Raw genomic sequence first — 13,781 nt, forward strand, 5'->3', positions numbered from 1 at the left:
AAAAGAGAAGGAAAAGTATGAAAATTTTAATAGTAGAAGATGATATGATCAGCAGACGATTTTTATCAAAGTTTTTATCGCAGTATGGAGAATGCGATGTTGTCGTGGATGGAATGGAAGCCCTTGATGCCTATCTAATTGCGGAAAAAGAAGAAGACCCTTATGATCTAATTTGTCTGGACATTATGATGCCTAAAATCGATGGCGTAAAAGTCTTAAAAGCAATCCGTGATTTTGAAGCGCAAAGGGGAATTAGCAAAGAAGAACAGGTTAAAATAATCGTGACGACAGCTCTTTCTGATACTGAGTTTGTCAATCAGGCTTTTGAGCTAGGCTGTGAAGCTTATGCAGCTAAGCCTCTGGATACAGAAAAGCTGGTAGAAGTTATGAAACAGCTGGGTATTATTAATACAAATTAGAGGGTATTTATGGTTGAAGAGGGCAAACAGTTACCAGAAATAGAGATCATCAATGAGATTAGCAATGCCATTGATATGGATGAGCAGAAAAATGATCGGACGGAAGCAGTTAGGATTGAAGAAAAGAAACGTTTTGAGGAAGTAAACCTTTATGAGTATGTTTCAGAAGACCAGGAAAAGCTGATGCTGGTGGCATTGAGGGAAAATTTGAGCCAAGTGATCTTTCAGAAGGAGTATGCCTATACGCGGGTAACGGAATTTCTGGTCTATATGTACGAAAGCATCGAAGATAACCCCCTGGTTATTAATGCCTTGAAGCAGATTAAACAAATGGATGAGTACACCTTCACCCACAGCATCCATACTGCTTTTTATTCCATGTTTATTGCCATGTGGATGGAACTACCGGCGCCGATTATCAGACAGGTAACTCAGGCTGGTCTTTTACATGATTTAGGAAAAGTTTATGTTCCCGGTAGAATACTGAACAAGCGGGGACCATTGACGACTGAAGAATATGAATTGATGAAAAAGCATCCCCTATATGGTTATGCAATGATTCATGAATTTACCACCTTTCATCGTGATGTGAAACGGGCAGTGCTTTTGCATCATGAACGTTTAGACGGTGGCGGATATCCTTTGTCAGCTCAGGGTGACTATATAGGTATGATGCCTAAAATTATCGCGGTGGCCGATTCTTATGATGCTATGACCACCGATAGGGTTTATAAAAGAGCATTTAAAGCGGAAGAAGCCGTAAATATATTAAAAGCCGAAAGCAAGACCCTTTTTGATCATGGGGTGCTGACGGCATTTCTGGAAAATATTCCGATATATGATTTTAAAAGAGAATCGGCCTAAGGTCAAACGGTCAGGTCGATGTGTTGAATAGTGCCGGCACCTCCGTTTTCTTTCAGAAAGATACCGGTTTTCTGAATTTGTCCCTGAGACTGGTTAGCAGCTGTTTGTAAAGAAAAAGAAGTGTTTACATTGCCTAAATAGATGGCGCCAACTCCTTTTTCGCCGAGTGCGAAAAGACGGTCGGTGCCATTTTCGTCTTTTGTCCAGATTTGCAATTTGTCATAGATTGGATCGTTCTCGTCTATCCAATGGTTTCCATCAGCGTCATAAGCGGAAAGATCGGAAAAGCCGTCACCGCTTTGCGGCCCAAAAAGCTCCTGCCCATCATTGATGGTGCCATCATTATTTAAATCAAGAGCCAGAAACCCGCTGCCAGGGCCAACAAATGAAATTTGCTCGGAAGTTCCGTCGGAATCAAGGTCAAAGCTATATTTTTCCTGAGTCAGACTAACGCTGGGCGCATTAAAATTGATGGTTAGCGGATCAATCTGCTGAGGCTGATTACCAGCCTGAATTAAAACATTTTCGGCAGCCCTAAAGCTGCGGCTTAAATTGAGAGACAGGTTTAGATTGATTGTTTTTCCGTCACTTGTGGTGATGACGCCCTGGGCGTTAAAAGCCGTTGTTTCCTGTTCAGCATAAAGGCTTTGACGTTCATAGCGAAAGCCTGACTCTTGATTGAGCAAGTTACGCTGATTTTCGAGGCCCTTGATCTGGGTTTTTAAGACCACGTGTTCATTGGACTTAATGCCTTTGGGAATCAGGAATTTTATTTTTTTTCCGGTTAATGCCTGCAGGAGCTTTTGCAGTAACTGCATTTTTTGAAGATCTTTGTCGGAAAGTTTAAAAATGTCTTCATTTTCTGTAGGCTCAGCTTTTTCCAGTGGGGTGCTGGTCTGCAGTTGTTTGGCATTAGGTGATATATCTAGGGTGTCCAGATTGGCATTCTCAATATCAGCAGTGTTATTCCAGGTGCGAAGCGATTCGTGTTGAACAATGGATTCTCTGTATTGATGCTGGCCAGACAATGTAAGCGATGAATTTTCGATTTTCATTGGTCTACCTCCATTTAAGAATCATAGTCTTTAATGGTCTATCGGCAGAGTATTATCAAAAATTAGTTATTTTAAGAAATTTAAGCCTGATAAGTGTCTGACTTAAAAATGGATTAATCAAAGCACGAATGGAGGGAAAATTTAGCTGAAAAAGTGAATGTTATCATTTGGATCATTGGCTGACTTATAGGATTCAGATTCAGCCAGGATAAGCAGGTCCTGACTGGATTGGCCATCCCTGGGATAGGCAGCGACACCGAGGCTGGCCCTAATATGGACTGCCTGTCCTTCAAAGTCAATGGGCAGAAAAATATTATTTGAAAGATCAGAAAGGTAGGATTTTAAGGTATTTTGATTAAGTTGTCTGCGAATCAGCAAGGCAAATTTGTCACCTCCCAGGTGACTTAAAAAATCATTGGGATGAATCTGAGACTTAAGACGTGTTGCCAAAGTTTTTAAACAGAAATCACCGCCTGTAATGCCGATCAAATCATTGACCTGACGAAATTGGTTGAGATCAATAAAGACTGCAAGAAAATGGGTGTTATATTCTTTGGAAAAATCAATTATCTGTTCCAGGCGGTCGGTGAAAAGTTTTCGATTCGGCAAGTCAGTGACCAGATCATAATAAGCAAGATGAAGCAGGCGATCTTCGTTTTGTCGAATAATCTGATTATAGGACTCCAGAACTTCATTTTGTTGCGCCAGATCTTTGTGGACCAGGTCTAATTCGTTATTCAAAAGCAGTAGTTCAGAATTTTTCATTCTAAGTTTTTTAACTTCTTTTAACATTCCGAGAATAAAATAACGCAGGATAAACAGGATAATTATCGTGAAAAAAGGAATAAAAATGCCCGGGAGGGATAAAAGGGCATGATTGTTTAAAACGTAAAAAATCACCAGCAGGCTATTAAACAAGTTTAGGACCAGAGCAGCGAAAAAACCTGAATTGGGCAGGTGAATCGTTAGTAGTACCGAGGTAACTACCTGTAGCTGGGCCAGAATTCCGTTTATATTTGAAGCTTTTATAATTAACTGAGCAAGTAATAGTGCAATGTAAAGTGTGATAAATGTCAACAAGATGGGGATGGCTTGACGAACACGCGATTTTTTGCTTAAATCCAATTCATAGCGTTGCAGAAATTTCTTCATAAAGCCCCCTCAAGTAGATAATTAAACATAATGGAATGTTAAGTATTAATAATTATAACAAGAGAAAAAATAGGAAGCAACAAAAAAGGCAAATGATCAGATAAAAAATAAAGCCTCAAAAGAGACTTTAAAGAGAGAGAGGATTGGATTTATATTAAACTGGTTTTTAATAAAGACCAGTGGTTAGCCTTATATTGATAATAGTATAGCAAGAACTTGTGGATAGTTTTTGTTCGATTTGTGATTATTGAGTGAATAAGACTTGTTTAAGAGAAAATGAAAAAAGCGCTGAAGCTAATCAGCGCTTTTAAGTAAATACATGATACTGTAAACGTCATTAAAAATGCATAGTAGGGGGAAATGCTTTTCTATATCAGTTATCAGTAGTATTAATTTAGTTCATACGGCTTACAAAGTCAGAGTAAGCTTCAATTCCGTGTTCGTGTACATCAAGACCTTCAATCTCAACATTTTTCTCAACTCGAAGACCGATAGTTTTCTTAAGAACGAAGAACAGGATGAAGGCAGTACCAAGTGTCCAGGCAGCAACTGCCAGTACACCAACAAACTGTACACCCAGAAGTGAAACGCCGCCGCCATAGAAGAGGCCAGTAATAGCATCTTCAGTACCTGGCAGGTAGTTTGCAAATAAACCAACCATTAATGTTCCGGCAACACCATTCATACAGTGAACGCCAACAGCTCCAACTGGATCATCGATTTTAATTTTCTGATCAAGGAAAGGAATACCAAAGGTAATAACCACACCGGCAACGATACCGATGGCAATGGCGCCCCAGATAGTAACAACCAGACAGCCGGCGGTGATGGCGACTAACCCGCCAAGAACACCATTTAAGGTTAATGAAATATCCGGTTTTTTGTATAACATCCAGGTTAAGAACATTGTTGTCAGTCCACCTGCAGCAGCAGCCAGGTTGGTGGTCATAGCGATATGACCGATATCTGTTGTCATACCCAGGGTAGAACCACAGTTGAATCCGAACCATGCAAACCAGAGAATAAATACTCCGAGAGCACCCAGTGTTAAAGAGTGACCAGGAATAGCATTGGCCTTACCGTCTTTATTGTATTTGCCAATACGTGGACCGACCATAGCAGCACCAACTAAACCTGTCCATCCACCGACAGAGTGAACAACAGTAGAACCGGCGAAATCAACAAATCCCATTTCACCAAGGAATCCGCCACCCCATGCCCAGTGGCCAACGACTGGATAAATGATCAGGCTGACAAAAGCGGAAATAATGCAGTAGGTTGAAAATTTAGTACGTCCAGCAACTGCTCCTGATACAATGGTTGCAGCTGTTGCACAGAAAACAGTTTGGAAAAAGATGAAAAGTTCTGGTGTAACAGTATCAAAAGCACCAGCGCCTTCCAGCTGCTCAGGAGCAAAGAAGCCGGCAGAACCGATGAATCCACCTACGTCAGGACCAAACATAAAGCTGAATCCGATCGCATAAAACATAATTGAACCAAGCATAAAGTCAACAAAGTTCTTCATAATGATGTTTCCGGCATTTTTTGCTCTGGTAAAACCGGTTTCCACCATTGAAAATCCTGCCTGCATAAAGAATACTAGGACTGAAGCTAAAAATACCCAGGTAATATCTAAAAATAATTGAGTTTCCATTATAACACCTCTCTAATAATACAAATGAATACAAATATTAAACAAATAAAAAGAGATAGATTAAGCTGTTTAAGTGCTTTAACTATCTCCATTGATAGATACGATTATCTTGTTTTAAATAATTAAATAGCATCAGAACCACGTTCTCCGGTACGAATTCGGACAACATCTTCCACGTTGTAAACAAAGATTTTACCACCGCCGATTTCATCTTCTGAACCGACACAAAGACGTTCAGTTACAATTTTAATAATAAGTTCAGCTGTTTCAGCATCAGTAATAGTTTCAACCTTCATTTTCGGCAGAAAATTGACCGTGTAAGCAGTACCACGATAGGATTTCTGGAAACCTTTCTGATTACCATATCCCATTACATTGGTGATCATCAGCCCCTGTACATCACAAGTGTTCAGGATTTCTTTCAATTCTTCTAGCTTTTCCGGTTTAATAACAATTTCAAGCTTTTTCATTGGACCCTCCTTAGGTTTATATTGAAAGGGGGAGGGGTATTGCTACCCCTGCACCTTTATAGATTAAACATAGAATAAAATGTCTTTGTAGCTTGGGAATGGCCAGTATTTTTCAGCAACAACCATTTCCAGTGAATCAGCAGGTTCACGAACAGCATTCATAGCAGGAATAACTGTATTACAGAAGTAGTATGCTTCAGCCTGAGGACCGTCACATTCTTCAACACCTGCTAAAGCAGTTTCCAGACCAGCAAGTGCTTTAGTCATTTCACCTAACAGGCCAGAGATTTTTTCCAGCAGGCCAGCTTCAGTACTAACATCAATGCCATCGCCACAGCTCTTTTTAACCAGCATTGTTTCACCCAGTTCTTTGGTATAAGTGATGACAGCAGGGATAATTTCCTGTTTAGCTAAATCTAAAGTAGTCAGGGCTTCGATGTTGATGGTCATGCAGTATTCTTCAAGCAGGATTTCATATCGGGAAGCCATCTCAGTTTTGGTGAAGATACCATGTTTGCCAAACAGTTCAACGTTTTTGTCAAGCAGGAATGCTTCCAGCGCTTCAGGAGTAGTTTTCAGGTTTGGAAGTCCACGTCGGGCAGCTTCTTCAACCCATTCTTCTGAATAGTTGTTACCATTGAAGACAACGTTTTTGCTGCGATCAACAGATTCTTTAAGCAGAGCATCGATAGCAGTATCGAAATCAGACGCTTTTTCCAGAGTATCAGCAAATTCAGAAAGAACTTCAGCTACGATGGTATTTAAGGTAATGTTAGGACCAGAGATAGACTGATTAGAACCTAACATACGGAATTCAAACTTATTGCCGGTGAAAGCAAATGGTGAAGTACGGTTACGGTCTGTCGCATCTACGATGAAGTTTGGAAGGGTTTTAACACCAAGTTCCATAACTAGGTCTTTTGCTTCAGAGATTTTTTCACCAGTTTCGATTGATTTAAGTACAGCTGTTAACTGTTCGCCCAGGAATACAGAAACGATTGCTGGTGGTGCTTCGTTGGCTCCCAGTCGGTGGTCATTTCCAGCGCTGGCAACAGAGATTCGCATCAGTTCACTGTATCGGTAAACAGCTTCGATGGTTGCACACAGGAATAATAAGAACTGTTTGTTATCAGCTGGATTATCAGTTGGATCCAACAGGTTTTCACCAGCGTCAGTAGCCATTGACCAGTTATTGTGTTTACCGGAACCGTTAACACCTTCAAATGGTTTTTCATTTAACAGGCAGGCCAGGTTATGACGGTAAGCAACGCGCGACATCATTTCCATGATCAGCTGGTTGTGATCTGTTGCCATGTTGGTGCTGGCAAAGATTGGAGCCATTTCGTGCTGGCTAGGTGCTACTTCGTTATGTCTGGTTTTAGAAGTAATGCCTAACTGCCATAATTCTTTATCCAGTTCATTCATGTAGTTGGCAACACGGCCACGGATTCGACCAAAATAATGATCATCTTTTTCCTGTCCTTTTGGTGGTTTAGCACCGAAAAGTGTACGTCCGGTCAGAATCATATCTTTTCGTTTTTTGTACATTTCACGTTCGATTAGGAAATATTCCTGTTCTGCACCGATAGTAGTGGTAACTTTTTTAACGTCATCTTTTCCGAACAGTTTAAGAATTCGGATAGCCTGATCACTTAAAGCTTCCATTGAACGAAGCAGAGGTGTCTTTTTGTCCAGCACTTCGCCTGAATAAGAACAGAAAACAGTTGGAATATAAAGCGTAGTTCCTTTTACAAATGCAAAAGAGGTAGGATCCCAGGCTGTATAGCCACGAGCTTCGAAAGTTGCTCTTAGTCCGCCTGATGGGAAAGAAGATGCATCAGGTTCACCCTTAATCAGTTCTTTTCCGGAAAATTCCATAATGATTTTTCCATCAGGAGTTGGGCTGATGAATGAATCGTGTTTTTCAGCAGTGATGCCGGTCATTGGCTGGAACCAGTGGGTAAAGTGAGTTGCACCCAGTTCAACAGCCCAATCCATCATGGATGTTGCGACAACATCAGCTACATTTTCATCCAAAGGCAAATCTTCATTAATGGTTTTTAAAACCGATTTGTAAACTTGCTTTGGTAAACGCTGACGCATTACACTTGAATTAAATACTTTTGATCCAAACAGATCAGAAACACTTTCTTTTACTGAATTTGGCACGTGTGTGTCCTCCTAAAATTAATTTGTATAATTATAATATGCCAGTCTTCCTTGAAAAACATATTATAATGAAAGCAGGCATAAAGGTGAACGTACTACTTCTCTTAATCATTTTAAATGAATTTACCAGAAAATCAAGAGAAACCGTATAGCAATGATGATAAAAAAAAGTGCCTTGGAAAAAAATTCCAAAGCACCATTGCTAACTTTAACGAGTGGCATTCACCACATTCTTAAGATAGTCTTATTATAAAGCATGAAAACTTTCTTGTAAAGAGATTTTTTCAAAAAATTACAATGTAAAAGATTACAAAAAAAACGCTTAGAAAAGGATTACTAATTTACAAACAGCGATAGATTGGATATAATCGAAGTATTGATCAAGGAACGGTTAAAATTCTTATCAATAGAGCTAAAACTAAAGGAGCATATATATGGAAGAAAAATTTATGATCGATGAAGAAAAGCACATTGAGATACTAGATGCCTTTTTGGGGGATGCTGATTTAATGGCAGCAGTTAATGCCTGTAAAACATTTGAAGAAGGCTATGAGCTGGTGGCGCAAAAAATTCCCGGACTGACCCTTGAGGAATTTACCCAGTCGATGGATCTGCTGAGACAGGTTGTTATGGCTCAGATGACAAAGCAATAGGCTGTAAACAATATCATTAAAAAAGAATTGAAACTGGACTGAAAGTGTGGTTTAATTAGAAAATATGAAAAAATAGTGGAAGATTGAACAAAGGCGTTTTGATTTATCTAGTTTTTCAGTTTTTTTGTGGTGCCGTTTTTTAAAAAATGTTCAAAAACAGATCAGAGACTAAAAAGTTCAGAAATAGTGTACTAAAGTCGCTGGATTGTCTAAGGAACTTGGAGTATGATTATTTTGGAAATATTAATGAAGTATAAGTTGAAAATAAATAATATGAATAGGATAGGGGAGGTAAAGCATGGATCTGGAAAAAGATGTACTGGACGCGTTTGACTATATTCAGGAAAATGATGTAAAGTTTATTAGACTGCAGTTTTGTGATCTTTTGGGACAGAACCGTAATGTGGCAATTACTGCCAAACAGATGGAACGGGTTATTTATGGAGGAATGCCTTTTGACGGATCACTGGTACCGGGTTTAACCGCTGCCGGAGATTCAGACCTGGTGCTGGTCCCTGATATGTCGACCATTCAGCTTTTGCCCTGGCGTCCGCAGCGGGGGAAAGTGGCACGGATAATTTGTGATATCAAGTATCCGGATGGAAGGATGTATGAAAGTGACAGCCGTCAGATTTTAAAGAAATCCCTGAAAAAAGCTGAGCAGGCTGGATATGATTTTTATATTGGTACCGGGTGTGAATTTTATCTGTTTAAATTGAATGAAGAAGGCAATCCGACAACTGAACCGACTGATCAGGCAGGCTACTTTGACCTGGCACCTTATGACCGAGGAGAAAATACTCGCCGTGAAATTTGCCTGACCCTTGAAGATATGGGCTTTGAAATTGAAAGTTCCCGTCATGAAAAAGGACCGGGCCAGCATGAAATTGATTTTGAATACGATACGGCTTTATGCTCAGCAGATAAATTAATGACCTTTCGTACCGTAGTTAAAACGATCTCCCAGCGTAATGGTATCCATGCATCATTCTTACCCAAGCCGATTATGGATGAGCCGGGAAGTGGTATGCATCTGAATGTTTTTCTGGAAAAAAATGGAGATAATCTGTTCCAGATGGAAGAAGGCAAGCTCTGCCAGACTGCCCAGTCTTTTGTTGCCGGTGTGCTGGCGCATATCAAAGGGATTACGGCTGTAGCCAATCCTCTGGTCAACAGTTATAAACGGTTGATAGGCGGCCAGGAAGCACCGCGATTTGTAAGTTTTGGCTATGGCAATCAGTTGCCGCTAATTAAGATTCCGGCAGAAATTTTTGGTCACTGTCGCTTTGAGTTAAGAAGTCCTGATCCAACCTGTAATCCCTATCTGATTTTTGCCCTGGTCCTTGAAGCCGGTCTTGAAGGGATAGAAAAGCAAATGGTTCTGGAGGAATCACTAATGATTGCCAACGATATGGATTATGAGTCACAGCTTGAAGAACTGCCAATGACTTTAATGGATGCTCTTCGGGAAATGGAAAAAGATCCTTTGATTGAAGCGGTACTCGGAAGTGAGCTTAAACAAAAATATATTGATCTAAAAAAAGTCGAATGGAATGAATACACAAAAACCGTTCATCCCTGGGAAATTGATCATTACTTGTCTGTATATTAATTGCCTTCAGGATGTACAAAAAGGCAGGAGGTGAAGGGGTTGAGTAGCGTTTTACTGGTGTGTAAACAAAAGGAAGTGATTCGTGGTTTAACGGAAATTTTACGACCGTTAAATTTCGAGCTGATTGATTCAGCTATTTCAGCCAGTGAAGGAAGACGTAAACTTCAGGAAATTGAATACGATCTGGTCATTGTGAATACCCCTTTAGGTGATGAATTTGGTGTGGATTTTGCCATGGATATAATGGATTCCTTTGGTGTAGGTGTGATTCTTATCGTTAAAGGCGAACTGGTGGAACACGTTGAAGAGAAGCTATCGGATACTATGGCTTTTGTGGTGCAAAAGCCGGTGAACCGGCAGCTTCTTACCCAGAATATCCGTTTTGTAAGGCAGTCGCGGGCAAAAATGATGAAGCTTCAGAATCAGAATGAGCAGCTAAAAGCTAAAATTGATGATTTAGGGGTAGTCTATCGCGGAAAGCTTTGTTTAATGGAAAACCTGAATATGAAAGAAGAACAGGCCCATCGATATATTCAGAAAAAAGCAATGGATATGCGAATTTCGCCTCGAAAAGTGGCTGAACAAATCATTAAGAATTATGAACGGAAACGATAAGGTGCTGACAAGAGTCAGCACCTTTTGTTGATTATAAGCTAATATGTAACAGACAGTCTTCGCTGAGGATGCGGTTTAACTTTAGTTTGAATAGATGCAAGTTGATTTAGAAGGATATGAAAACTGCTTTGTAACACAGTCACAGATTATATTATATAAGATGATATAATTTGCTCATTAACAGAATGGTTTCTATTTTTTTGAGCTATATGTTAGAAAAATACAACAATATTTGTTTCGGGAAACTGTCAAAGGAGAAATTATATGGATCTGTCAACAATTATAATTTATGGAATTGCCCTGGTTTTGCTGGTCGTCTCGCTGGTAAAAGACAGAGGCAAGACGAAAAAAGCGGTAAAAAAGGGCTGGATGGCTTTTATAAAAATTCTGCCGATTTTAATTCCCCTGTTTTTAATTGTCGGTATTGTGCTCAGTATTGTAACGCCAGCCATGATTAGGGCGGTGATGGGTGAAGAATCAGGTTTTTTTGGAGTCCTGATCGGCATGATTGTTGGCTCAGTAGCATTTATGCCACCGTTTGTCACTTTTCCCCTGGGTGCTGAACTTTTATCAAATGGAGCGGGCTATCCCCAGGTTGCAGCTCTTATGACAACGTTGATGGCGGTTGGTCTGGTGTACTGGTCGGCTGAGATAAAATTCTTTGGCAGTAAAGCAGTGGTTTTAAGAAATGGTATGGCTTTTATCGCTTCAGGCATAGTTGCTTTTGTCGTATGGATGGTGATGGTATGAAAAACGAAAAAGAAATTGTGTTAACATTATTAAAAAACAAAGTGTTTTATATCGCTCTGGTCATGCTGGCTACCTTGTTTATCCTTGATGCTCTGGGAATTAAGATTGGAGTAGCGGCTGTCAATTCTGAGGCTGGCTTGGGATTATCAGCACTTTCCTCTGCCGGTTTTCAATTTGTTTCAATGTTAAAAATCGTCCCGCCAATCTTTTTGATGATTGGTCTTCTGGATATTTGGGTGCCCAAAGAAACGATGATTCGCTTTATGGGCGAAAAATCTGGAGTCGTGGGAATTTTGGTGGCCTTTTTCATCGGTGCCATGTCGGCAGGACCATTGGTTGCTGCTTTTCCGGTCGCTCAAATTATGCTTAAAAAGGGTGCCCGATATTCCAATGTCCTGTTTTTCTTAAGCATCTGGGCGAGTGCCAAATTGCCGATACTTTTCTTTCAGGCGACAGCCCTGGGGGTTTCTTATACAGTGATTACTAATATCACTTTAATTACAGTTTATCTGGTGGGAACGTTGATTATCGAAAGAATGCTGAGTGCTCAGGATAAGGATTACATCTATAGTCTGGCTGAGCAAGGATTGTGATGGTAAAAGCTTCCCTCGACTTTTTCTTTATTTAAAATCCCAAGAAGTCGGATAGAGATTAGATTGATTATTCATTAAGTCCGTGATATGATTAATTTAAACGGGTTTAAGATGTTCCCGATCAGTTTAGAAGAGGAGCTGCAATCATGAAGAAAATAAGAATTCTGGCTATTGTCGGATCACTGAGAAAAGATTCAATGAATCGCCAGCTGGCTTTAGCGGCCAAAGATTTAATCGGTGATGAAGTGGAGTTTGACCTACTTGAGTATGGAGATCTGCCTTATATGAATCAGGACATTGAATTTCCGGTTCCCCCGGAAGTAAAGCGGGTTCGCGAGGCGGTAAAAGCGGCTGATGGGATCTGGTTTTTCACGCCTGAATACAATCATTCGGTTCCCGGCGTTCTAAAAAATCTGATTGACTGGTTGTCCCGCCGGGTCAGTGAGACTGAGGGGCAAGTGCTTTCCAAAAAGCCGGCGGCCATCAGTGGGATCACTAATGGGATGTCAGGTACAGGGATTGCGCAGGATCATCTGGTGACTTTAATTAGTCTTTTGAATATGAAGGTGATGAATTTCCCGAGACTTACGATTCCAAAAGGCGGAGAACAGTTGAATAGTGAAGGGAAACTGGTGCTTGTTGAAAGTAAGCCTTTTCTGGAAAAACAGACGGTGGCCTTTTTAAAATTTATTGAAAAACAGGTTCAAGCATAAATTACTATGATAAGGAAAAAAGCTCCTGGCTGGAGATGATTTCAGCAGGAGCTTTTGTTATGGTTTGATAGCCCTAATAGTTTAGAATTTATCTGAGATGATGTAAAAAAGTAAAGAACAGTTGTCATTTCATTTTTAATCGTGTAAAGTTTAAGGTGAATAACAAAAATAATAATGAAGGAGGCGAATTGATGATCAATTGGATTGAACAGTTTGGACCGGTGGAACAAGCCTTGATGGGGACGTTGTTTACCTGGGCGATGACCGCTACAGGTGCCGGGATGGTATTCTTTTTTAAAAAAATAAATAAAAATGTTTTAAATGGTATGCTGGGATTTGCGGCTGGTGTGATGATTGCCGCCAGCTTCTGGTCACTTTTAGCACCGGGAATAGAAATGGCTGAAGAATTGGGTCAAACGGCCTGGCTAACGGCAGCTATTGGATTTTTGGGCGGCGGCGCATTTTTATATATGGTTGATAAGCTGATGCCCCATCTGCATTTGGGTTTAGATGTTTCGCAGGCCGAAGGAATTAAAACCAGCTGGCAGCGTTCGGTTCTGCTGGTATTGGCCATAACACTACATAACATCCCTGAGGGGATGGCGGTGGGAGTCGCCTTTGGCGCCGCGGCGGCAGGCGGGTCGGCATCAACGGTCGCTGGGGCAGTGGCACTGGCAATCGGGATAGGCTTGCAGAACCTTCCTGAAGGGGCCGCGGTCGCGATTCCCCTTAGACGGGAAGGTTTTAGCCGAACTAAATCTTTTGTCTACGGCCAGGCGTCAGGAATTGTCGAACCCATAGCAGGAGTAATTGGGGCTTTTGCAGTCATTTCAATGCGTCCGGTTTTACCCTATGCCCTGGCTTTTGCTGCCGGTGCCATGATTTATGTTGTCGTAGAAGAACTGATCCCCGAAGCCCAGCGGGAAGAAGGCGGTTCCAAGACGGATATTGCAACGATCGGGTGTATGGTTGGCTTTTCGGTGATGATGATTTTGGATGTGGCACTAGGTTAAAAATAACAAATTTAAAACAATAAAGAACTCTTCCCATTCAGTCCATGCT

Annotated in this window: 14 protein-coding genes; 9 read left to right on the top strand and 5 right to left on the bottom strand. The window is 40.7% G+C overall.

The features are described from left to right. Positions 1-17: 17 nt before the first annotated feature. The gene (locus Q5O24_00695) at positions 18-419 is read left to right on the top strand and encodes a response regulator (GenBank protein ID WKY47877.1); all 402 of its coding nucleotides are present in this window, start codon (positions 18-20) and stop codon (positions 417-419) included. 9 nt (positions 420-428) lie between these two features. Beyond that, positions 429-1,283: an HD-GYP domain-containing protein gene (locus tag Q5O24_00700; protein ID WKY47878.1), complete on the top strand. Its 855-nt coding sequence runs from the start codon at positions 429-431 to the stop codon at positions 1,281-1,283. A gap of 2 nt (positions 1,284-1,285) precedes the next feature. Here the strand turns inward: Q5O24_00700 and Q5O24_00705 are convergent, their stop codons facing one another. From Q5O24_00705 to Q5O24_00725, 5 genes are all read right to left on the bottom strand, one after another. Further along, complete coding sequence (locus Q5O24_00705) at positions 1,286-2,338, bottom strand: hypothetical protein (protein WKY47879.1); 1,053 nt, start codon at positions 2,336-2,338, stop codon at positions 1,286-1,288. A 141-nt stretch (positions 2,339-2,479) separates the two neighbouring features. Beyond that, complete coding sequence (locus Q5O24_00710; protein WKY47880.1) at positions 2,480-3,490, bottom strand: GGDEF domain-containing protein; 1,011 nt, start codon at positions 3,488-3,490, stop codon at positions 2,480-2,482. 394 nt (positions 3,491-3,884) lie between these two features. Continuing rightward, on the bottom strand, positions 3,885-5,144 hold the full coding sequence (locus tag Q5O24_00715) for an ammonium transporter (protein WKY47881.1): 1,260 nt from the start codon (positions 5,142-5,144) through the stop codon (positions 3,885-3,887). 122 nt (positions 5,145-5,266) lie between these two features. Continuing rightward, complete coding sequence (locus tag Q5O24_00720) at positions 5,267-5,614, bottom strand: P-II family nitrogen regulator (GenBank protein ID WKY47882.1); 348 nt, start codon at positions 5,612-5,614, stop codon at positions 5,267-5,269. Between the two features lie 63 nt (positions 5,615-5,677). Further along, positions 5,678-7,783: a glutamine synthetase III gene (locus tag Q5O24_00725; GenBank protein ID WKY47883.1), complete on the bottom strand. Its 2,106-nt coding sequence runs from the start codon at positions 7,781-7,783 to the stop codon at positions 5,678-5,680. A 434-nt stretch (positions 7,784-8,217) separates the two neighbouring features. On the opposite strand from Q5O24_00725, the gene Q5O24_00730 reads away from it, so the two are divergent. The 7 genes from Q5O24_00730 to Q5O24_00760 all read left to right on the top strand — a co-directional run bounded on the left by Q5O24_00730 (position 8,218) and on the right by Q5O24_00760 (position 13,732). Further along, positions 8,218-8,436, top strand: coding sequence for a hypothetical protein (locus Q5O24_00730; protein WKY47884.1), 219 nt, complete (start codon positions 8,218-8,220; stop codon positions 8,434-8,436). Between the two features lie 298 nt (positions 8,437-8,734). Next, the gene (locus Q5O24_00735; GenBank protein WKY47885.1) at positions 8,735-10,048 is read left to right on the top strand and encodes a glutamine synthetase family protein; all 1,314 of its coding nucleotides are present in this window, start codon (positions 8,735-8,737) and stop codon (positions 10,046-10,048) included. Positions 10,049-10,087: 39 nt separating this feature from the next. Beyond that, a complete protein-coding gene (locus tag Q5O24_00740) occupies positions 10,088-10,663 on the top strand; it encodes an ANTAR domain-containing protein (GenBank protein WKY47886.1) in 576 nt (191 codons plus the stop codon). A gap of 264 nt (positions 10,664-10,927) precedes the next feature. After that, positions 10,928-11,413, top strand: coding sequence for a permease (locus Q5O24_00745; protein ID WKY47887.1), 486 nt, complete (start codon positions 10,928-10,930; stop codon positions 11,411-11,413). Next, the gene (locus tag Q5O24_00750; protein WKY47888.1) at positions 11,410-12,006 is read left to right on the top strand and encodes a permease; all 597 of its coding nucleotides are present in this window, start codon (positions 11,410-11,412) and stop codon (positions 12,004-12,006) included. The genes Q5O24_00745 and Q5O24_00750 overlap by 4 nt, the downstream gene beginning before the upstream one ends. A gap of 146 nt (positions 12,007-12,152) precedes the next feature. After that, positions 12,153-12,719 carry an NAD(P)H-dependent oxidoreductase gene (locus Q5O24_00755; protein ID WKY47889.1) on the top strand — a complete coding sequence of 189 codons (567 nt, stop codon included), beginning with the start codon at positions 12,153-12,155 and terminating at the stop codon, positions 12,717-12,719. A gap of 194 nt (positions 12,720-12,913) precedes the next feature. Further along, the gene (locus tag Q5O24_00760) at positions 12,914-13,732 is read left to right on the top strand and encodes a ZIP family metal transporter (protein WKY49187.1); all 819 of its coding nucleotides are present in this window, start codon (positions 12,914-12,916) and stop codon (positions 13,730-13,732) included. Positions 13,733-13,781: the final 49 nt, after the last annotated feature.

This window comes from Eubacteriaceae bacterium ES3, assembly GCA_030586155.1.
Classification (GTDB): domain Bacteria; phylum Bacillota; class Clostridia; order Eubacteriales; family Eubacteriaceae; genus Acetobacterium.

What these genes read in the sequence shown, in the direction of transcription:
- Q5O24_00695 (WKY47877.1), top strand. Translation starts at nt 18, where the DNA reads ATGAAAATTTTAATAGTAGAAGATGATATGATCAGCAGACGATTTTTA.
- Q5O24_00755 (WKY47889.1), top strand. Translation starts at nt 12,153, where the DNA reads ATGAAGAAAATAAGAATTCTGGCTATTGTCGGATCACTGAGAAAAGAT.
- Q5O24_00705 (WKY47879.1), bottom strand. Translation starts at nt 2,338, where the DNA reads ATGAAAATCGAAAATTCATCGCTTACATTGTCTGGCCAGCATCAATAC.
- Q5O24_00720 (WKY47882.1), bottom strand. Translation starts at nt 5,614, where the DNA reads ATGAAAAAGCTTGAAATTGTTATTAAACCGGAAAAGCTAGAAGAATTG.
- Q5O24_00745 (WKY47887.1), top strand. Translation starts at nt 10,928, where the DNA reads ATGGATCTGTCAACAATTATAATTTATGGAATTGCCCTGGTTTTGCTG.
- Q5O24_00710 (WKY47880.1), bottom strand. Translation starts at nt 3,490, where the DNA reads ATGAAGAAATTTCTGCAACGCTATGAATTGGATTTAAGCAAAAAATCG.
- Q5O24_00735 (WKY47885.1), top strand. Translation starts at nt 8,735, where the DNA reads ATGGATCTGGAAAAAGATGTACTGGACGCGTTTGACTATATTCAGGAA.
- Q5O24_00700 (WKY47878.1), top strand. Translation starts at nt 429, where the DNA reads ATGGTTGAAGAGGGCAAACAGTTACCAGAAATAGAGATCATCAATGAG.
- Q5O24_00730 (WKY47884.1), top strand. Translation starts at nt 8,218, where the DNA reads ATGGAAGAAAAATTTATGATCGATGAAGAAAAGCACATTGAGATACTA.
- Q5O24_00715 (WKY47881.1), bottom strand. Translation starts at nt 5,144, where the DNA reads ATGGAAACTCAATTATTTTTAGATATTACCTGGGTATTTTTAGCTTCA.
- Q5O24_00750 (WKY47888.1), top strand. Translation starts at nt 11,410, where the DNA reads ATGAAAAACGAAAAAGAAATTGTGTTAACATTATTAAAAAACAAAGTG.